Genomic DNA, 19753 nt, shown 5'->3' with positions numbered 1-19753 from the left:
GCCACCGGGGAGCCCGTTTTAGCCGATGGTCATCAGGCTGGCGTTACCGCCTGCCGCCGCGGTGTTAACGCTCAGCGAACGCTCGATATACAGCCGCTCCAGCAGCAGATTGGTTTCGCCGCGGGCGAAGCCCTGCACCGAGACAATCGCCCCGTCGCGCGCCGCCACCTGCTCGCACAGCTCGCGCAGTTGGTCGGAATCGCCGTGGTAGATAACCGCGTCGAAGGCCTGGCCAGGCAACTGCTCCGCTTTGGCAAAGCGAATGCGCTCGCTGACTTCCCGCGGCAGTTTCTTCGCCAGATCGCGCTGCAGGACGCTGTCCGGCCACAGTACTTCACAACCCACCGCCAGCACAGCCGCCAGCTGGATCAGCGCATCCTGCTCGTTATCCGCCACGCACAGTACGCGCTCGCGCGGCATCAGCGTCAGGGTGTTGCGCTCGCCGGTTGGCCCCGGCAGCAGGCGTTGGGTGCCGCTTTGCGCCTGCTCGCTGTACTGCTGGCACAGCGCCTGCAGCTCAGGACGGCCCGCCGCCCACTGCTGCAGGGCCTGCAGCGGTTTTTCCAGCAGCGTTTTCAGCTGGGCGTCCAGCGGACGCTCCGCATCCTGGCGGGAGAAGGTCACGCCAACTGCGCCTTGTGGACGGCTGGAGAGCAGACGGTACAGATATAGCGGACCGCCGGCTTTCGGACCGGTACCGGACAACCCTTCGCCGCCGAACGGCTGCACGCCGACCACGGCGCCAACCATATTGCGGTTGACGTACAGGTTGCCCACCTTCGCGCTGCCGGTGACCTGGGCGATGGTCTCGTCGATGCGGGTATGCACGCCGAGGGTCAGGCCATAGCCAGAGGCGTTAATCTGCTCGACCAGTTTGTCCAGCTCATTACGGTTATAGCGCACCACGTGCAGCACCGGGCCGAAGACCTCTTTTTTCAGCTCATCAAAGCTGTCGAGTTCGATAAGCGTCGGCGGCACGAAGGTCCCCTGGTGCCATTCGCGGGCGTCTTCGCTATTCTCGCGCACCGCCTGGTAGACGGTGCGGCCTTTAGCGCGCATTGCCTGAATATGGCGTTCAATATTCTCTTTCGCTTCCGCATCGATAACCGGACCGATATCGGTGGTCAGGCGCCCCGGATTGCCCATCCGGCACTCGCTCATGGCGCCGCGCAGCATGGTCAAGGTGTGGTCGGCGACCTCTTCCTGCAGGCAGAGCACGCGCAGGGCGGAGCAGCGCTGGCCGGCGCTGTCGAACGCGGAAGCCAGCACGTCGATCACCACCTGTTCGGTGAGCGCCGACGAGTCGACGATCATCGCGTTCATCCCGCCGGTTTCGGCGATCAGCGGCGTCGGGCGACCCTGGGGATCAAGGCGGCTGGCAATATTGCGCTGCAGCAGGGTGGCCACTTCGGTGGAGCCGGTGAACATCACGCCGCGCACGCGCTCATCGGAGGTTAGCGCGGCGCCCACGGTCTCCCCGCGGCCCGGCAGCAGCTGGATCACCCCTGGCGGCACGCCGGCTTCCAGCAGGATCGCCACGCCCTGGGCGGCGATAAGCGGCGTCTGCTCGGCCGGTTTCGCCAGCACGCTGTTGCCGGCCGCCAGCGCGGCGGCAATCTGGCCGGTGAAGATCGCCAGCGGGAAGTTCCACGGGCTGATACAGACCACCGGACCCAGCGGGCGGTGGGTTTCATTATCGAAATCGTCGCGCACCTGGCCGGCGTAATAGTGCAGGAAGTCAACGGCTTCGCGTACTTCGGCGATGGCGTTGCTGAAGGTTTTACCCGCCTCGCGCACCAGGATCCCCATCAGGGTCGGCATCTGGCTTTCCATCAGCACCGCGGCGCGCTCAAGAATGGCGGCGCGCTCCTGCGGCGGGGTGGCGAACCAGATCGGCGCATTGTTGATAGCGCTGGTCAGCGCCTGCTGCACTTCAGCGTCGCTGGCTTCGCGGACATAGCCGACGATATCTTTCGGCTCTGCCGGGTTAACCACCGGCTGCATCTCGCCTTCGGCCACCGGCTGCTCAAGCATCGGCAATGCCTGCCATTTATGCAGGGCGCTGTTGAGCAGGGAAGAGGAGAGGGAGGCTAGACGGTGCTCGTTCGCCAGATCGAGACCGGCGGAGTTGCTCCGGCCGCTGCCGTAGAGATCGCGCGGCAGCGGGATTTTCGGATGCGGCAGGCCGGCCTGGCCTTCCTGCTGCGCCAGTTTTTCTACCGCGCTGACCGGGTCGGCCACCAGCTCGTCCAGCGGCAGGGTATTGTCCGCGATACGGTTGACGAAGGAGGTATTGGCGCCATTCTCCAGCAGACGACGCACCAGATACGCCAGCAGCGTCTCGTGGGTGCCCACCGGGGCGTAGATCCGGCACGGACGGTTCAGCTTGCCGTCAGCGACCTTGCCCACCACCTGCTCGTACAGCGGTTCGCCCATGCCGTGCAGGCACTGGAACTCATACTGGCCCGGGTAGTAGTTCTGGCCTGCCAGCTGGTAGATAGCCGCCAGCGTATGGGCGTTGTGGGTGGCGAACTGCGGGTAAATCAGGTTCGGCACCGCCAGCAGCTTCTTCGCGCAGGCGAGGTAGGAGACGTCGGTGTACACCTTGCGGGTGTAGACCGGATAGCCTTCGAGACCTTCCATCTGCGCGCGTTTAATTTCGCTATCCCAGTAGGCGCCTTTCACCAGACGGATCATCAGGCGACGGCGGCTGCGGGTGGCGAGGTCAATCAGATAATCAATGACAAACGGACAGCGCTTCTGGTAGGCCTGAATTACGAAGCCAATCCCGTTCCAGCCGGCCAGCTCCGGCTCGAAGCACAGTTTTTCCAGCAGGTCGAGGGAGATCTCCAGACGGTCGGCCTCTTCGGCGTCAATGTTGATGCCGATGTCATACTGGCGCGCCAGCAGGGTCAGCGATTTCAGCCGCGGGTAAAGCTCTTCCATCACCCGGTCATACTGCGCGCGGCTGTAGCGCGGGTGCAGCGCGGAGAGTTTAATCGAGATGCCCGGACCTTCATAAATGCCGCGGCCGTTGGAGGCTTTGCCGATGGCATGGATCGCCTGCTGATAAGAGACCATATAGGCCTGGGCGTCGGCGGCGGTCAGCGCCGCTTCGCCGAGCATATCGTAGGAGTAGCGGAACCCTTTTTCTTCCAGCTTGCGGGCGTTAGCCAGCGCTTCGGCGATGGTTTCCCCGGTGACGAACTGCTCGCCCATCAGGCGCATCGCCATATCCACGCCTTTGCGGATCAGCGGTTCGCCGCTCTTACCGATGATGCGGTTCAGGGAGCGGGAGAGGCTGGTCTCGTTGTGCGTGGAAACCAGTTTCCCGGTGAACAGCAGCCCCCAGGTGGCGGCGTTGACGAACAGCGACGGGCTGCGGCCGATGTGCGACTGCCAGTTACCGTTGCTGATTTTGTCGCGGATCAGCGCATCGCGGGTGGCTTTATCCGGAATACGCAGCAGGGCTTCCGCCAGGCACATCAGCGCCACCCCTTCCTGTGAAGAGAGGGAGAACTCCTGCAGCAGACTCTGCACCATGCCGGCACGGCCGCTGGCGGTTTTCTGGTTGCGCAGTTTTTCCGCCAGCTGATACGCCAGCTTGTGCGCCTGTTCGCCCAGCGGCTGCGGCAGACGGGCCTGCTCCAGCAGCATCGGTACCGCATCAGTTTCCGGACGTCGCCAGGCGGCGGTGATCGCTGCGCGGCTCACCGACTGCGGCAGGATCTGCTCGGCGAATTCGAGGAACGGCTGATAGGGCTCTTCCGCCGGAGAACCCGCTTCATCGCTTTCATTGGCGGCACCGGAGAGCAGGGCCGGCAGCTCAGGCAGCGTCTCGTCGTTCTCCAGTTTTTCCAGATAATTAAAGATGGCCTGCTTAATCAGCCAGTGCGGCGTGCGGTCAATACGGCTCGCGGCGGATTTAATGCGCTCGCGGGTTGCGTCGTCAAGCTTAACACCCATGGTGGTGGTGCCCATGCTCAAAACTCCTGTCATTTATCGTTAGGCTTATGCGGTTGCATGGAAATATCCACTATGTTGCAACTTTGTGCAACCTTGTTAATTGTGGCTTGTGACGGAAGCCGTGAAATGGCTTGATTGTTAAAAATAACGCCTAAAATAGCAGAAATTTAACCCCGGCCTCATAGGGTATTTGTATGCGTGAGTTAACACTTTTGTTTGGTGCAACCTTTAAAAACGTGAGAGAGTGCAACCTCTCATAAATTGACGTTTTGCGCCGTCGGTTTTTCGTGTAAATGCTGTGTTAAATCGTTTGTGAAAAACCGAAGCTTCCGTCAGGATACGGTCGCCCAATTAAACAATGCGCCATTACCCCGTTCCGGTAGTGGAAAAAAACGACGAAGTTGGACGCTGTCGATAAAAATTCTGGAGACTTTGCATGGCTATTAGCACACCGATGCTGGTGACATTTATTGTTTATATTTTTGGTATGGTATTGATAGGGTTTATTGCCTGGCGTTCGACCAAAAACTTCGATGATTATATTCTTGGGGGAAGGAGTCTGGGGCCATTTGTGACCGCGCTTTCCGCAGGGGCGTCGGATATGAGCGGCTGGCTGCTGATGGGCCTGCCGGGGGCGATTTTCCTCTCCGGGATTTCCGAAAGCTGGATCGCCATTGGCTTAACGCTGGGGGCGTGGATTAACTGGAAGCTGGTAGCCGGTCGCCTGCGCGTGCATACCGAAGTGAATAATAACGCCCTGACGCTGCCCGATTATTTTACCGGCCGTTTTGAAGATAAAAGCCGGGTGCTGAGAATTATTTCGGCGCTGGTTATTCTGCTGTTCTTTACCATCTATTGTGCCTCGGGAATTGTGGCGGGGGCGCGTCTGTTTGAAAGCACCTTCGGTATGAGTTATGAAACCGCGCTGTGGGCCGGGGCGGCAGCAACGATTATCTATACTTTCGTCGGCGGCTTCCTCGCGGTCAGCTGGACCGATACCGTGCAGGCCAGCCTGATGATTTTTGCCCTGATCCTCACCCCGGTGATCGTCATTATTTCCGTCGGCGGCTTTGGTGATTCGCTGGAAGTCATTAAGCAAAAGAGCATCGAAAATATCGACATGCTCAAGGGGCTGAACTTCGTAGCGATTATTTCGTTGATGGGCTGGGGGCTGGGTTATTTCGGTCAACCGCATATTCTGGCGCGCTTTATGGCGGCGGATTCGCATCACAGTATCGTTCACGCACGTCGCATCAGTATGACCTGGATGATCCTGTGCCTGGCGGGCGCGGTGGCCGTCGGCTTCTTTGGCATCGCCTACTTCAATAACAACCCGAGCCTGGCGGGCGCGGTGAACCAGAACGCCGAACGCGTGTTTATCGAGCTGGCGCAAATCCTGTTTAACCCGTGGATTGCCGGGATCCTGCTGTCGGCGATTCTGGCGGCGGTGATGTCCACCCTGAGCTGTCAGCTGCTGGTCTGCTCCAGCGCAATTACCGAAGACCTGTATAAAGCGTTCCTGCGCAAAAACGCCGGTCAGAAAGAGCTGGTGTGGGTGGGCCGTATGATGGTGCTGGTGGTTGCCCTGGTGGCGATTGCCCTGGCGGCCAATCCGGAAAACCGCGTGCTGGGTCTGGTGAGCTACGCCTGGGCTGGCTTTGGCGCCGCCTTTGGCCCGGTGGTCCTGTTCTCGGTAATGTGGTCACGCATGACCCGTAACGGTGCGCTGGCCGGGATGGTGATTGGCGCCCTGACCGTAATCGTCTGGAAGCAGTTTGGCTGGCTGGGCCTGTATGAAATTATTCCGGGCTTTATCTTCGGTAGCCTGGGGATTGTGGTCTTTAGCCTGCTGGATAAAGCGCCATCGGCCAGCATGCAGCAGCGCTTTGCCGAAGCGGATGCCCACTACCATACGCCGCCGTCGGTACGCGCCACGGCTGAGTAAGATCATCTAATGCTCACGAGCCCGCCGCTGGCGGGCTTTTTTTTGCCTGGTGCCGGGCCGGAATATTATAACCCTTGCTAATTATCTGAAAATCCGCTGATATTTCCTGACTAATAACAATGAGGATAGCAAAGATGACGTTCAGACAGGGTGCAATGGCGCTGGTGCTGGCAGGGTTACTCAGCGGCTGCGTGGCGGGTGGAAGTTCATCGACCAGCGCGGCGAAGCCCGGCGTCTGCCCGGCGGATAAGCCCATGGTGCAAACCACGCTTTACTTCGGTCTGAGCCGCCCGGCGGGGAAAGACATCACCGCTGAAGAGTGGCAACAGTTTGTCGACCGTGACGTGACGCCGCGCTTTCGCGATGGGCTGACGGTGTTTGATGCCCGCGGCCAGTGGCTTGGCCAGAATGGTCAGGTGGTGCGGGAGCAGAGTAAGGCGCTGATGGTGATCCATGGGCATGACGCGCAGAGCGAGGCCGGTATTGAAGCTCTGCGCCAGGGCTATAAATCACGCTTCGCGCAGGAGTCGGTGATGCGTGTCGACCAGCCGGTCTGCGTGCAGTTCTGAGTAAACGGCGGGGTAGCCCCGCCGTTTGTTTTACAGCACCAGCCCGGCGAAGCTGGCGGAAAGCAGGCTCACCAGCGTGGCGCTATACACCAGCCGCAGGCCGAAGCGGGAGACGATATTGCCCTGCGGTTCATTCAGACCTTTGATCGCCCCGGCAATAATGCCGATCGAGGCAAAGTTAGCAAACGACACCAGGAATACCGAGAGAATGCCGAGCCCGCGAGGGGTCATGCTGGCGGCAATCTTTTGCAGCTCAATCATCGCCACAAATTCGTTAGCGACCAGTTTGGTGGCCATGATGCTGCCAGCGTTTAGCGCATCGCTCAGCGGGATGCCGATAAGCCACGCCAGCGGATAAAAGACGTAGCCGAGGATCTGCTGGAAGCTAAGACCAAACAGGGTGGCGAACAGCGCGTTAATGGCGCTGATCAGGGCGATAAAGCCGATCAGCATCGCCAGAATAATCATCGCCACTTTAAAGCCGGCCAGAATATATTCCCCGAGCATTTCAAAGAAACTCTGCGATTCGTGCAGTTTCTCAAGTTTTATTTCCTGCTCGCTGCCCGGCCGCGTCGGGTTAATTACCGACAGTACGATAAAGGTGCTGAACATATTCAGGATCAGCGCCGCGACGACATATTTGGCGTCCAGCATGGTCATATAGGCGCCGACAATCGACAACGATACGGTCGACATGGCCGTTGCCGCCATGGTGAATAGCCGCCGTGAGGAGAGGTCGCCCAGTACGCCCTTGTAGGCGATGAAGTTCTCCGACTGGCCGAGGATCAGCGAGCTGACGGCATTGAAAGATTCCAGCTTACCCATGCCGTTGACTTTCGACAGCAGGGTGCCAATCAGGCGAATAAAAATCGGCAGGATCCGCCAGTGCTGGAGAATACCAATCAGCGCGGAAATAAACACAATCGGACACAGGACGCCCAGGAAAATAAAGGCTAAGCCTTTTTCGCTCATGCCGCCAAACACGAAATTGGTCCCTTCGGCGGCAAAGCCTAACAGTGAAGCAAAAAAGCCGGAGATATTTTTCACCAGCAACAGGCCGCTTTCGGCGTGCAGGAAAAAGAAAGCGAGCGCTATTTCGATAATAATCAACTGGAGAATGTAACGAATACGAATCTTTTGTCTGTCGTAGCTGACAAGCCAGGCCAGGGCAAGGATCACCGCCAGCGCCAGCAGGAAATGAAAAAATGCAGTCATGTTGTTCTTTTCGCAGGTCAATAAGGCCGCCATTTAGCCATAGCCGCTGCGACGGGTAAATATCTGGCGTAAAAAATCCTTTGCTTATTCTTTTCCCTGATAACAGGCGAATATTTTCGTAAGTCATTATTTGCCAGCGATTTATTTACAGATAGTCATCATTCTCTAAACATTTCGCTTGTGTTTCTGAGTATTGTAATGATAATCACTATCATAAATATTACCTGTTTTTGCTTTCGTTGACGGTGCTTTACATTTAAGGGTATTGGCATGTTTGTCCCATTTCTCATTATGTTACGCGAAGGCCTGGAGGCGGCGCTGATTGTCAGCCTGATCGCCAGCTATCTGAAACGCACCCAGCGCGGCAACTGGATTGGCGTGATGTGGATTGGCGTGATCCTCGCGGCGGCGCTGTGTCTTGGCTTAGGCATTTTTATCAACGAAACCACCGGGGAATTTCCTCAGCGTGAACAGGAGCTGTTCGAAGGGATCGTCGCGGTCATTGCGGTGGTGATCCTGACGTGGATGGTCTTCTGGATGCGCAATGTCTCACGCAACGTCAAGCAGCAGCTGGAGCAGGCCGTGGACAAGGCGCTGCAGCGCGGCAATCACCATGGCTGGGCGCTGGTGATGATGGTCTTTTTCGCGGTCGCCCGTGAGGGACTGGAGTCGGTCTTCTTTCTGCTGGCGGCATTCCAGCAGGACGTTGGCATCTGGCCGCCGCTGGGGGCGGTGCTGGGCCTGGCCACCGCTATTGTGCTGGGCTTCCTGCTCTACTGGGGCGGTATCCGCCTTAACCTCGGCGTGTTCTTCAAATGGACCAGTCTGTTTATTCTGCTGGTGGCCGCTGGCCTGGCCGCGGGGGCGATCCGCGCCTTCCACGAGGCGGGCCTGTGGAACCTGTTCCAGGATACCGCCTTCGATCTGAGCAATGTGCTGTCGACGCATACGCTGTTCGGCACGCTGCTGGAGGGGATCTTCGGCTATCAGGAGACTCCGAGCGTCAGCGAAGTGGCTGTCTATCTACTTTATCTGATCCCGGCGCTGGTGCTGTTTGCCCTGCCGCCGCGGAATAATACCACTGCCTCGCGGGCTGCCTGACCGGGCGCTGCGAGCTTATAAGCGACACTCTACTTACCGAAAGGGATGATCATGATGATTCATTTTCGCCGTAATGCGCTGCGGGTGACCGTGGCCGCGCTGCTCAGCTCTGCATTGGGTGCTCAGGCTGCGGATATCCCGCAGGTCAAAGTCACCGTCAACGATAAACAGTGCGAACCGATGCAGGTGACCGTTAACGCGGGTAAAACCCAGTTTATTATTCAGAACCACAGCCAGAAAGCGCTGGAGTGGGAGATTCTGAAAGGGGTGATGGTGGTGGAAGAGCGTGAGAACATCGCGCCGGGCTTTACCCAGAAGCTCACCGCGAACCTGCAGCCGGGCGAATATGACATGACCTGCGGCCTGCTCACCAACCCGAAAGGCAAACTGATTGTCACCGGCGCCGCCACCAAAGACGCGGCGAAAGCGGATGCGGTGCTGAGCCTCGGCGAAGCGATCACCGCTTATAAAGCCTATGTGACGGCGGAAACTGCGCAGCTGGTCAGCGGCACCAAAGCCTTTACCGACGCGGTGAAAGCCGGCGACATCGAAAAAGCGAAAGCGCTATACGCTCCAACCCGCCAGCACTACGAGCGCATCGAGCCGATTGCCGAGCTGTTCTCTGATCTTGACGGGAGTATTGACGCCCGCGAAGACGACTTCGAGAAAAAAGCGGAAGATCCGAAATTTACCGGTTTCCACCGTCTGGAGAAAGCGCTGTTTGGCGATAACAGCGTCAAGGGGATGGAAAAATATGCCGATCAGCTGAACAGCGATGTGCTGGAGCTGCAAAAACGCATCAGCGAGCTGGCATTCCCGCCATCAAAAGTGGTGGGCGGCGCGGCTGGTTTAATTGAGGAAGTCGCGGCCAGCAAGATCAGCGGCGAAGAAGATCGTTACAGCCACACCGACCTGTGGGACTTCCAGGCCAACATTGACGGCGCACAGAAAATCGTCGACCTGCTGCGTCCGCAGCTGCAAAAAGAGAACAGCGCGCTGCTGGCGAAAGTGGACGCCAACTTTAAGAAAGTGGACAGCATCCTCAGCAAATATCGCACCAAAGACGGTTTCGAGACCTACGATAAGCTGACCACCGCTGACCGTAATGCGCTGAAAGGGCCGATCACCACCCTGGCGGAAGATCTGGCTCAGCTGCGCGGGATCCTGGGGCTGGACTAAGTCGATGGCACAACAGAAACCCCACGACGTGAACGAACCGTCACGTCGTCGCTTACTGAAAGGGATCGGCGCGCTTGGTGGCGCGCTGGCCATCACCGGCGGCTGCCCGGTAGCGCATGCGGCTAAAGCGGAAAGTTCTCCCGGGACGCTGGCACCCGACGCGCGTCATGAAAAACAGCCCTTCTACGGCCAGCATCAGGCGGGCATTCTGACGCCGCAGCAGGCTTCGATGATGCTGGTGGCGTTCGATGTGCTGGCGGCCGATAAAGCCGACCTCGAGCGGCTGTTTCGACTGCTGACCCAGCGTATCGCCTTTTTAACCCAGGGCGGCCCGGCGCCGGACACGCCGAATCCGCGGCTGCCGCCGATGGATTCCGGCATCCTGGGGCCGTGGATTGCGCCAGATAACCTGACCATTACCGTCTCGGTCGGCCATTCGCTATTTGATGAGCGCTTTGGTCTCGCGGATAAAGCGCCGAAAAAGCTGCAGCCGATGACCCGCTTCCCCAACGATTCGCTGGATGCCGCGCTGTGCCATGGCGACCTGCTGCTGCAGATCTGCGCCAATACTCAGGATACGGTGATCCATGCCCTGCGTGATGTCATCAAACATACGCCGGATCTGCTGAGCGTACGCTGGAAGCGGGAAGGGTTTATCTCCGACAGCGCGGCGCGCAGCAAAGGCAAAGAGACCCCCATCAACCTGTTGGGGTTTAAAGACGGCACCGCTAACCCGGCGAGCCACGACAGCGCGCTGATGGATAAGGTAGTGTGGGTGACAGCCGATCAGGACGAGCCGGCCTGGACCGTGGGCGGCAGCTATCAGGCGGCGCGCATTATCCAGTTTCACGTGGAGTTCTGGGACCGGACGCCGCTCAAAGAGCAGCAGACGATCTTTGGTCGTGACAAGCACACCGGTGCGCCGCTGGGGATGAAAAACGAACACGATACCCCGGATTACAGTAAAGATCCTAACGGCGAAGTCATTGCGCTGGATAGCCATATTCGTCTGGCCAATCCCCGCACCCCGGAAACCCAGTCCAGCCTGATGATGCGCCGCGGCTACAGCTATTCGCTGGGGGTTACTAACGCCGGCCAGTTGGATATGGGGCTGTTGTTCGTTTGCTATCAGCACGATCTGGAAAAGGGGTTCCTGACGGTGCAGAAACGGCTTAACGGCGAGGCGCTGGAGGAGTACGTCAAACCTATCGGCGGGGGCTACTTCTTTGTTTTACCCGGCGTAGTGGATGAAAAACACTATCTGGGACAGTCGCTGTTGCAGGCTTGATACCGACCCTGTCCGTAAGGGCAGGGCGTTTTCTGCTGTTTTTCTCTTTTTTCTTATATTTCCTGCCATGTGTTATATTTCTGTAATACAAATGACCGATAGTCTCCTACACTTGCTTAAGAACTATTTGTTGCGTCATTGTGAAAAATAAGTTGCATTAAGAATCTTTTTTGATGTACTTATTACATACGCGGTAGTTCCCGGCAGTGTGACGTTTCACTATGGAGATCGCGAATGGTAAGGTCCCGTACCGGACAACGTAAAACCTCAGACCGTACTCTTCAGCACGGAAGCCCTGTTTCCGGCAGCGATTTTCTTACTCTTTCTCTCTTCGCTTCGCATTATTACCACCTTGGCAGGGTACGCGGTGCGCGTAGCCGCGACTCGTTGTCAGTTCTACCGGCAAGCAATGGCTTACAAGGAAGCCAAACCTCAATCGTTCGTGCGCATAGTCGCGTCGATGTTGACGCGTGTGATGTAAACCAACAACGCAAGGTGCTATCCATGGGAAGACAAAAAGCAGTGATCAAAGCTCGTCGTGAAGCAAAACGTGTGCTGAGACGGGATTCACGCAGCCATAAGCAGCGTGAAGAAGAATCGGTCACATCGCTTGTGCAAATGAGTGGCGTAGAAGCAATTGGCATGGCGCGGGACAGCCGTGATACTTCCCCAATTGAGGCGCGCAATGAGGCTCAGGCGCATTATCTGAATGCCATCGACAATAAACAGCTGATTTTCGCCACCGGCGAAGCCGGATGCGGCAAGACCTGGATCAGTGCGGCGAAGGCAGCTGAAGCCCTGATCCATAAGGATGTGGACAGAATTATTGTTACCCGTCCCGTTCTGCAGGCCGACGAAGATCTCGGCTTCTTACCGGGAGATATCGCCGAGAAGTTCGCTCCCTATTTCCGACCGGTTTACGACGTGCTGGTGAAAAGGTTGGGGGCTTCCTTTATGCAGTACTGCCTGCGTCCGGAAATCGGCAAGGTGGAAATCGCGCCGTTCGCCTATATGCGCGGACGTACCTTTGAAAATGCGGTGGTGATTCTGGACGAGGCCCAGAACGTGACCGCAGCGCAAATGAAGATGTTTTTAACCCGCCTCGGGGAGAACGTGACGGTCATCGTCAATGGCGATATCACCCAGTGCGACTTGCCCTCTGGGGTACGGTCCGGCCTGAGCGATGCGCTGGCACGTTTTGAGGAAGACGAGATGATCGGCATCGTGCGTTTCACCACCGATGACTGTGTGCGCTCGGCTCTCTGCCAGCGGACGCTGAAAGCCTATTATTAATCGTCATAGTTTGAGCAAAGCCCGGGCTAGCCCGGGCTTTGTTGTCTTTGGAGCATCCTCCCGGCGGCGCTGCGCCTGGCCGGGTTACTGGTGGCGCAGCTTGCGGATATCCCGGCGGCGCTGCGCTTGGCCGGGCTACTGGTGGTGCGGCCTGTGGGATGGGTAGCCCGGGCGAGACATTTATGCCGAACCCGGGAAGTTTTGCAGGGGCCACATGCGAAAAAAAGCCCGTACTTTCGTACGAGCTCTTCTTAAAATATGGCGGTGAGGGGGGATTGACTCGCTTTGCTCGCCCCTGCGGGGCAGCCCGCTCGCGGGCTCGCGGTCTGTCCAACTGGCGTTGCCAGTTGTCGAACCCCGGTCGGGGGTTCTCATCCCCCCCGGCGGGTGCCACATGCGAAAAAAAAGCCCGTACTTTCGTACGAGCTCTTCTTAAAATATGGCGGTGAGGGGGGGATTCGAACCCCCGATACGTTGCCGTATACACACTTTCCAGGCGTGCTCCTTCAGCCACTCGGACACCTCACCATATTGTCTTGCTGCTCACCTTGGGTGGGCAACGGGGCGCTACTATAGGGAGTTGCGTTAAAACGGTCAAGCATATTTTCTTCTTTCTTTGCCGTTCGCTCACGCATTGAACAATGCCCCGCTGCGGCGCAGCGGGGCGGGCGTTTTAGCGCTGGGAATCCAGTTGTTCGTTATTCTTCACGACGTCCTGCGCTTTGCTGTAGCTTTCGATCAGCAGCTGGTAGGCCGGGAAGATTTTGGTATACACCTCCGCCCATTCTGCGGCGTCCGGACGATTCCAGGTGCGCTGCAGCTCAGAGGCGACGGCGGCGGTGTCCATCGGTACCACACCGGCTTGTACCACGCGAGCCAGGGTGATCTCCTGCGCCATTTTGCTGTAGGTGCCGGAAGCGTCAATCACGGCAAACACTTTATAACCGTCGGCGACAGCGGCGATAGCCGGGAAGGCCATGCAGACGCTGGTGATGGTCCCGGCGATAATCAGCGTTTTACGACCGGTCGCTTTCACCGCGGCGACGAATTCCGGGTTATCCCAGGCGTTAATCTCACCTTTACGGGCGATGTATTTCGCATGCGGCGCGTTTTCATGAATCTCCGGGATCAGCGGACCGTTCGGCCCCTGCGGCACGGAGGCGGTCGTGATCACCGGGATCCCGGTAAGCGACGCCATCTTGGCCAGCGCGGCGGCGCGAGCGCGCAGCTCTGGCATCGGCATATCGCCGACGGTCTGGAACAGGCCGCTCTGGTGGTCAATCAACAGCATTGCGGTATCGTTAACATCAATCACCGGACGAGCACCGTTAAAGTTAGCGGGAGTAGACATAGTATTCACCTCAATCAGTTAGATTTGGCCAAAGCGGCCGCTGTTAAAATCGCGAACGGCTTCTGCGATTTGGGTTTTGTTATTCATGACAAAGGGGCCATAGCCCACAATTGGCTCCTGTAGTGGTTCACCAGCCATCAGCAGAACTTTTGCCTGGGCGGTCGCCTCCAGATGCAGTGCGTCACCTGCCTGACTCAGCACGGCGAGCTGACCTTCGCGGGCGGACTCGGAACCGTTGATGATCACCTCTCCTTCCAGCACCACCAGCGCGGTACTCCAGCCCTCCGGTTGGCGCAGCGTGAGGTCGCGCCCCTGATTCAGCTGCAGATCCCACACGTTAAGCGGTGAGAAGGTATGGGCCGGGCCGCTGACGTCGTCATACTGGCCGGCAATAACCCGAACCTGTCCGGCGCCATTCGCCAGCGCGACGGTGGGGATCGTCCCGGCGGTAATGCTCTGGTAGCCGGGGGCCGTCATTTTGTCTTTGGCGGGCAGGTTGACCCATAGCTGGAGCATCTTCAGCTCGCCGCCGCTGCGGGTGAAGGCTTCCGAGTGGAACTCTTCGTGCAGGATCCCGGCGCCTGCCGTCATCCACTGCACGTCGCCCGGGCCAATCACTCCGCCGCGTCCGGTGGAGTCGCGATGTTCTACTTCACCGGCGTAGACGATGGTGACGGTTTCGAATCCGCGATGCGGATGCTCACCGACGCCGCGTTTCTCGCTGCCTGCCGGGAAGGTGTACGGCCCGGCATAGTCGAGCAGTAAGAAGGGGCTCAGCTGCTGGCCGTGCGTCTGATAGGAAAACATCGAGCGAACCGGGAAGCCGTCGCCTACCCAATGCTGCGCAGGCGCGGTGTAGACTCCTGTAATCTGTTTCATGGCTTTCTCCTGTGTGTCGGTATCTGATGTGAATAAGCTTATATCCGGGACGACGTGTGCGGTAGTGAGCAAAAATGACCTATACTGTTCCAAAAATGGAACAATGGAGGAAGGATGCAGGATCTCAACGACTTCGCCTGGTTTGTCCAGGTGGTAGACCATGGCGGTTTCGCCGCGGCGGGGCGAGCGCTTGACCAGCCGAAATCCAAGCTCAGCCGTCGCATTGCGCAGCTCGAGGAGCGGCTGGGCGTGCGTTTGATTCAGCGAACCACTCGCCAGTTCGCGGTCACCGAGGTCGGGCAGACCTTTTACCAGCATTGCAAAGCGATGCTGATTGAGGCCGAGGCGGCGCAGCAGGCGGTCGAGACGCTGCGTGCCGAGCCGCGCGGTAGCGTCAGGATCACCTGTCCGGTCACCTTGCTGCATGTCCATATTGGACCGATGCTGGCGCGATTTATGGCGCGCTATCCCGGGGTAACGCTGCATCTTGAGGCGACCAACCGCCGGGTGGATGTGGTCGGGGAGGGGATTGATGTGGCGATCCGTGTCCGTCCCCGGCCCATCGAGGACAGCGACCTGGTGATGCGCGTGCTGGCGGACCGCGGACACCGGCTGGTGGCTAGCCCGGATCTCATTTCCCGGCTCGGGCGCCCGCAGGCGCCGTCCGAGCTGAGCGCCTGGCCGGGACTCAGCCTGGGGGCGAACAAGCATCAGCATAAATGGCAGCTCACCGGGCCCGGGGGCGCGAGAGCGGAAGTGTATTTCACGCCGCGAATGGTGACCACCGACATGCTGGCGCTGCGCGAGGCGGCGATGGCCGGCGTGGGGGTGGTGCAGCTTCCTTTATTAATGGTGCGCGATCAGCTGGCGTCAGGGGAATTAGAGGTGGTTCTGGATGAGTGGCAGCCGCGGCGGGAAGTGATCCATGCGGTATTTGCCTCGCGGCGCGGGCTGCTGCCCTCCGTCAGGGCGCTGGTGGACTACCTCAGCGAAGAGTATCAGCGGATGGAGGAGGATTAGTTCGGGATTGGTTTTTCCCGGAGGGCCCATCCCCCCCAGGGGAGAATATAAAAGAAAAGAGCCCGTACTTGCGTACAGGCTCTCATCTCGAATATGGCGGTGAGGGGGGGATTGACTCGCTTTGCTCGCCGTTACTCGGCCCATCCCTGGGCCTCGCCCCTGCGGGGCCAACGCAGGCGTTGTTCAAAAACGCTCCCGGCGTTTTTGTCGGGGCAGCCCGCTCGCGGGCTCGCGGTCTGTCCAACTGGCTGCGCCAGTTGTCGAACCCCGGTCGGGGGTTCTCATCCCCCCCGGCGGGTGCCACGTGCGAAAAAAAAAGCCCGTACTTTCGTACGAGCTCTTCTTAAAATATGGCGGTGAGGGGGGGATTGACTCGCTTCGCTCGCCCCTGCGGGGCAGCCCGCTCGCGGGCTCGCGGTCTGTCCAACTGGCGTTGCCAGTTGTCGAACCCCGGTCGGGGGTTCTCATCCCCCCCGGCGGGTGCCACATGCGAAAAAAAAAAGCCCGTACTTTCGTACGAGCTCTTCTTAAAATATGGCGGTGAGGGGGGGATTCGAACCCCCGATACGTTGCCGTATACACACTTTCCAGGCGTGCTCCTTCAGCCACTCGGACACCTCACCATATTGTCTTTCCCGTTGTTGTCGGGAACGGGCGCTAATGTAGGGAAATACGTATCGCCCGTCAATCAACTTTTTGCAAAAAAAGCGCGTTTAGACAAACTTCGAGCAACTTGCTCCTTAAATGCGCGTAATCCGTTTTTTTTGTCGCCAGTCCCTTTTCACTTTTCGATGAGAGGAAATTTGTTATGCTGGCAAACCAATAGAAAACAACGAGTAAAATAAGACGCCAGCGTCAATCGGCCAAAGGCGTCTGCTATCAGGAGCCCCTATGGAGATTATTTTTTACCATCCGACCTTTGATACCCAATACTGGATCCATGAGCTGGAAAAGCAGTTACCCGGCGCGCGGGTACGCGAGTGGAAAGCGGGTGATAACCAGCCGGCGGACTATGCCCTGGTCTGGCATCCGCCGGTGGAAATGTTGCAGGGTAGGTCACTAAAGGCCGTGTTCGCCCTCGGGGCGGGGGTGGACTCTATCCTCAGCAAGCTGCGCGACCATCCGGATATGCTGCCGCAATCTATCCCGCTGTTTCGCCTCGAAGATACCGGTATGGGACGGCAGATGCAGGAGTATGCCGTGAGCCAGGTGCTGCACTGGTTCCGCCGCTTCGATGACTATCAGGCGCTAAAGCTGGCTTCCCGCTGGCAGCCGCTGCCCGAGTATCGCGCCGACGAATTCACCGTCGGGATTATGGGCGCCGGCGTGCTGGGAGCGAAGGTTGCGGAAAGCCTGCAATCCTGGGGATTCCCGCTTCGCGTCTGGAGTCGTAGCCGCAAATCCTGGCCGCAGGTGCAGAGCTTCGCCGGTCAGGCCGAGCTGGGTGAATTTCTGCAGGGCACTCGCGTGCTGATTAACCTGCTGCCAAATACCGCTGAAACCGCCGGTATTATTAACCAGACGCTGCTGGCGCAGTTGCCGGATGAGAGCTATGTCCTCAACCTTGCTCGCGGCGTGCATGTCGTTGAAGAAGATCTGCTGGCGGCCCTGAACAGCGGCAAGCTCAAAGGGGCGATGCTCGATGTCTTCAGTCGCGAACCGCTGCCGCAGGATAGCCCGCTTTGGGCACATCCGCGGGTGGCCATGACCCCCCATGTAGCGGCAGTGACTCGTCCACTGGAAGCTATCAACTATATCGCCGGGACCATCAGCCGACTGGAGCGAGGGGAGCCGGTGAGTGGTCAGGTCGATCGCCAGCGCGGTTATTAAGACAAACAAACCCCGCTACGGCGGGGTTTTTGCTAATCAAGTGCCCGGATTTTTGCTATTCTTGCGGCAAACAGAAGAGGAGAATGTGATGTATCCCGTTGACCTGCACATGCATACCGTCGCCAGCACCCACGCCTATAGCACACTGCACGATTATATTGCGCAAGCAAAGCGTAAAGGGATCAAACTCTTCGCCATCACCGACCACGGCCCGGACATGGCGGATGCCCCGCACTACTGGCACTTCGTTAATATGCGCATCTGGCCCCGTCTGGTGGACGGTATCGGGATCCTGCGCGGTATCGAGTCGAATATTAAAAATATCGAAGGCGAGATCGACTGTTCCGGACCAATGTTAACCTCGCTTGATCTGATCATCGCCGGATTCCATGAGCCGGTATTTCCGCCGCAGGATCGTGACACCCATACGCAGGCGATGATCGCCGCGATGGCGAGCGGTAAAGTGCATATGATTAGCCATCCCGGTAATCCGAAATTCCCGGTGGATATTCCGGCTATTGCCGAAGCGGCAGCTCGCTATCAGGTGGCGCTGGAGATCAACAACTCCTCTTTCGTTTCGTCGCGCGTGGGCAGTGAAGATAACTGTCGAGCTATCGCTGCGGCGGTGCGTGATGCCGGAGGATGGGTGGCGCTGGGCTCGGACTCGCACACCGCGTTTACCCTTGGGGACTTTACCGAGTGCCGCAAGATCCTCGATGCGGTCGATTTCCCGGAAGAGAGGATCCTCAACGTTTCTCCGCGTCGCCTGCTCAACTTCCTCGAGTCGCGGGGCATGCCGGCGATCCCGGAATTTGCTGACCTTTAATTTGTATAACTGGAATAACTGAATGAACGAGTTTTCAATCCTCTGCCGCGTGCTGGGTTCGCTGTATTACCGTCAACCGCAGGACCCGCTGCTGGTGCCGCTGTTTACCCTGATCCGTGAGGGCAAACTGGCCGCCAGCTGGCCGCTGGAGCAGGATGAACTGCTGGCGCGTCTGCAGAAAAGCTGCGATATGCAGTCTCTGGCGACTGACTATAATGCGCTGTTCGTCGGCGAAGCGTGCAGTGTGCCGCCATACCGTAGTGCATGGGTGGAGGGAGCTACGGAAGCGGAGGTCAGGGCTTTTATGAGTGAACACGGCATCCCGACAGGGGAAGGCCCGGCGGATCATCTCGGATCGCTGCTGCTGGCCGCCTCCTGGCTTGAGGATCATGCCACAGAAGAGCAGAGCGAGACGCTGGAACTGCTGTTTGCTGATTATATCCTGCCTTGGTGCGGAACCATGCTGGGCAAAGTCGAAGCCCATGCGCACACGCCATTCTGGCGCACCATGGCACCATTGACTCGCGACGCTATCGCCGCAATGTGGGACGAGCTTCAGGAAGAGGATGAGCAATAAAATGTGATTTAAGTCACTATTTTAATGCAACTGAAATTAGGTCCATTCATATACTGTGTTTTAGATCGCATTCTTGTGGCGCGTATCTGCTAGGATACGCGTCATGAACATACTCTTCGCAATCGCATTAACGACAGGCATTCTTTCCGGGATTTGGGGATGGGTGGCGGTCGCTCTCGGCCTGCTGAGCTGGGCCGGATTTCTCGGCTGTACGGCCTATTTCGCTTGCCCGCAGGGCGGCGTGAAAGGGCTGGCCATCTCGTCCTGCACGGTGATGAGCGGCGTGGTCTGGGCATTAGTGATTATCCACGGTAGCGCGCTGGCCCCGCAGCTGCAAATCCTCAGCTATATGATGACCGGCGTGGTGGCCTTTCTGATGTGCATCCAGGCGCGACAGACATTGCTGTCGTTTGTCCCGGGCACCTTTATCGGCGCCTGCGCGACCTTCGCGGCGGAGGGTGACTGGCGTCTGGTAGTGCCCTCTCTGGGGCTGGGCCTGGTCTTTGGTTACGCCATGAAGAATAGTGGCCTGTGGCTGGCGGCCCGTGCGGATAAACATAAATCGTTCGCTAATGATAACGCCTGACCGGCAGGACGAGTAAAAAACAGGACCTTATGGGTCCTGTTTTTTTATCTTCTCGTCACCGGGCAAAGCGATAACCTTGCTCCCGGAGGTGAGAATGCCCTAGTATCGGCAGAAAGCCGTATCCACAT

Annotated in this window: 15 protein-coding genes and 2 tRNA genes; 11 read left to right on the top strand and 6 right to left on the bottom strand. The window is 58.3% G+C overall.

The window, feature by feature from the left end; all coding sequences use genetic code 11:
* Positions 1 to 18: 18 nt before the first annotated feature.
* Positions 19 to 3981, bottom strand: coding sequence for a trifunctional transcriptional regulator/proline dehydrogenase/L-glutamate gamma-semialdehyde dehydrogenase (gene putA / locus LGL98_RS16020; RefSeq protein WP_136030603.1), 3963 nt, complete (start codon positions 3979 to 3981; stop codon positions 19 to 21).
* Positions 3982 to 4402: 421 nt separating this feature from the next.
* On the opposite strand from putA, the gene putP reads away from it, so the two are divergent.
* Entirely contained in the window at positions 4403 to 5911 is a 1509-nt protein-coding gene (gene putP / locus LGL98_RS16015; protein ID WP_136030606.1) for a sodium/proline symporter PutP, read from the top strand.
* A 134-nt stretch (positions 5912 to 6045) separates the two neighbouring features.
* The gene (locus LGL98_RS16010) at positions 6046 to 6480 is read left to right on the top strand and encodes a DUF3574 domain-containing protein (protein ID WP_136030608.1); all 435 of its coding nucleotides are present in this window, start codon (positions 6046 to 6048) and stop codon (positions 6478 to 6480) included.
* A gap of 30 nt (positions 6481 to 6510) precedes the next feature.
* On the opposite strand, the gene LGL98_RS16005 is transcribed toward LGL98_RS16010, so the two are convergent.
* Positions 6511 to 7695 carry a NupC/NupG family nucleoside CNT transporter gene (locus tag LGL98_RS16005; RefSeq protein ID WP_136030610.1) on the bottom strand — a complete coding sequence of 395 codons (1185 nt, stop codon included), beginning with the start codon at positions 7693 to 7695 and terminating at the stop codon, positions 6511 to 6513.
* 270 nt (positions 7696 to 7965) lie between these two features.
* On the opposite strand from LGL98_RS16005, the gene efeU reads away from it, so the two are divergent.
* From efeU to phoH, 4 genes are all read left to right on the top strand, one after another.
* Positions 7966 to 8796 carry an iron uptake transporter permease EfeU gene (gene efeU / locus LGL98_RS16000; RefSeq protein WP_136030612.1) on the top strand — a complete coding sequence of 277 codons (831 nt, stop codon included), beginning with the start codon at positions 7966 to 7968 and terminating at the stop codon, positions 8794 to 8796.
* Between the two features lie 51 nt (positions 8797 to 8847).
* Complete coding sequence (efeO, locus tag LGL98_RS15995) at positions 8848 to 9975, top strand: iron uptake system protein EfeO (RefSeq protein WP_136030614.1); 1128 nt, start codon at positions 8848 to 8850, stop codon at positions 9973 to 9975.
* A gap of 4 nt (positions 9976 to 9979) precedes the next feature.
* The gene (efeB, locus tag LGL98_RS15990; protein ID WP_136030616.1) at positions 9980 to 11263 is read left to right on the top strand and encodes an iron uptake transporter deferrochelatase/peroxidase subunit; all 1284 of its coding nucleotides are present in this window, start codon (positions 9980 to 9982) and stop codon (positions 11261 to 11263) included.
* A 504-nt stretch (positions 11264 to 11767) separates the two neighbouring features.
* Positions 11768 to 12556 carry a phosphate starvation-inducible protein PhoH gene (gene phoH, locus LGL98_RS15985; protein ID WP_002898923.1) on the top strand — a complete coding sequence of 263 codons (789 nt, stop codon included), beginning with the start codon at positions 11768 to 11770 and terminating at the stop codon, positions 12554 to 12556.
* 440 nt (positions 12557 to 12996) lie between these two features.
* Here phoH and LGL98_RS15980 read toward each other — a convergent pair.
* The 3 genes from LGL98_RS15980 to LGL98_RS15970 form a co-directional block, all read right to left on the bottom strand.
* Positions 12997 to 13084, bottom strand: a tRNA-Ser gene (locus LGL98_RS15980).
* 145 nt (positions 13085 to 13229) lie between these two features.
* Entirely contained in the window at positions 13230 to 13907 is a 678-nt protein-coding gene (locus LGL98_RS15975) for an isochorismatase family protein (protein ID WP_136030622.1), read from the bottom strand.
* Positions 13908 to 13925: 18 nt separating this feature from the next.
* Positions 13926 to 14786, bottom strand: a complete 861-nt coding sequence (locus LGL98_RS15970) for a pirin family protein (RefSeq protein ID WP_136030624.1) — start codon at positions 14784 to 14786, stop codon at positions 13926 to 13928.
* Positions 14787 to 14900: 114 nt separating this feature from the next.
* Here LGL98_RS15970 and LGL98_RS15965 point away from each other — a divergent pair, with 114 nt between their 5' ends.
* Positions 14901 to 15806, top strand: coding sequence for a LysR family transcriptional regulator (locus LGL98_RS15965; RefSeq protein ID WP_004141420.1), 906 nt, complete (start codon positions 14901 to 14903; stop codon positions 15804 to 15806).
* A 535-nt stretch (positions 15807 to 16341) separates the two neighbouring features.
* On the opposite strand, the gene LGL98_RS15960 is transcribed toward LGL98_RS15965, so the two are convergent.
* Positions 16342 to 16429 (bottom strand) — tRNA-Ser (locus tag LGL98_RS15960).
* A 268-nt stretch (positions 16430 to 16697) separates the two neighbouring features.
* Between LGL98_RS15960 and ghrA the strand changes: the two genes are divergently transcribed.
* The 4 genes from ghrA to LGL98_RS15940 all read left to right on the top strand — a co-directional run bounded on the left by ghrA (position 16698) and on the right by LGL98_RS15940 (position 19625).
* Positions 16698 to 17636, top strand: a complete 939-nt coding sequence (gene ghrA / locus LGL98_RS15955) for a glyoxylate/hydroxypyruvate reductase GhrA (protein ID WP_136030626.1) — start codon at positions 16698 to 16700, stop codon at positions 17634 to 17636.
* A gap of 88 nt (positions 17637 to 17724) precedes the next feature.
* A complete protein-coding gene (locus LGL98_RS15950) occupies positions 17725 to 18462 on the top strand; it encodes a phosphatase (RefSeq protein WP_025714729.1) in 738 nt (245 codons plus the stop codon).
* Positions 18463 to 18484: 22 nt separating this feature from the next.
* Positions 18485 to 19039 (top strand): TorD/DmsD family molecular chaperone, encoded by a 555-nt coding sequence (locus LGL98_RS15945; RefSeq protein WP_136030628.1) that lies wholly within the window; start codon positions 18485 to 18487, stop codon positions 19037 to 19039.
* A gap of 103 nt (positions 19040 to 19142) precedes the next feature.
* Entirely contained in the window at positions 19143 to 19625 is a 483-nt protein-coding gene (locus LGL98_RS15940) for a DUF1097 domain-containing protein (RefSeq protein WP_136030630.1), read from the top strand.
* Positions 19626 to 19753: the final 128 nt, after the last annotated feature.

The sequence above is a fragment of the Klebsiella africana genome, from assembly GCF_020526085.1.
Lineage (GTDB): Bacteria > Pseudomonadota > Gammaproteobacteria > Enterobacterales > Enterobacteriaceae > Klebsiella > Klebsiella africana.
Note: the sequence above shows the minus strand (reverse complement) of the source record. Positions and strands in the feature narration are given on the sequence as shown.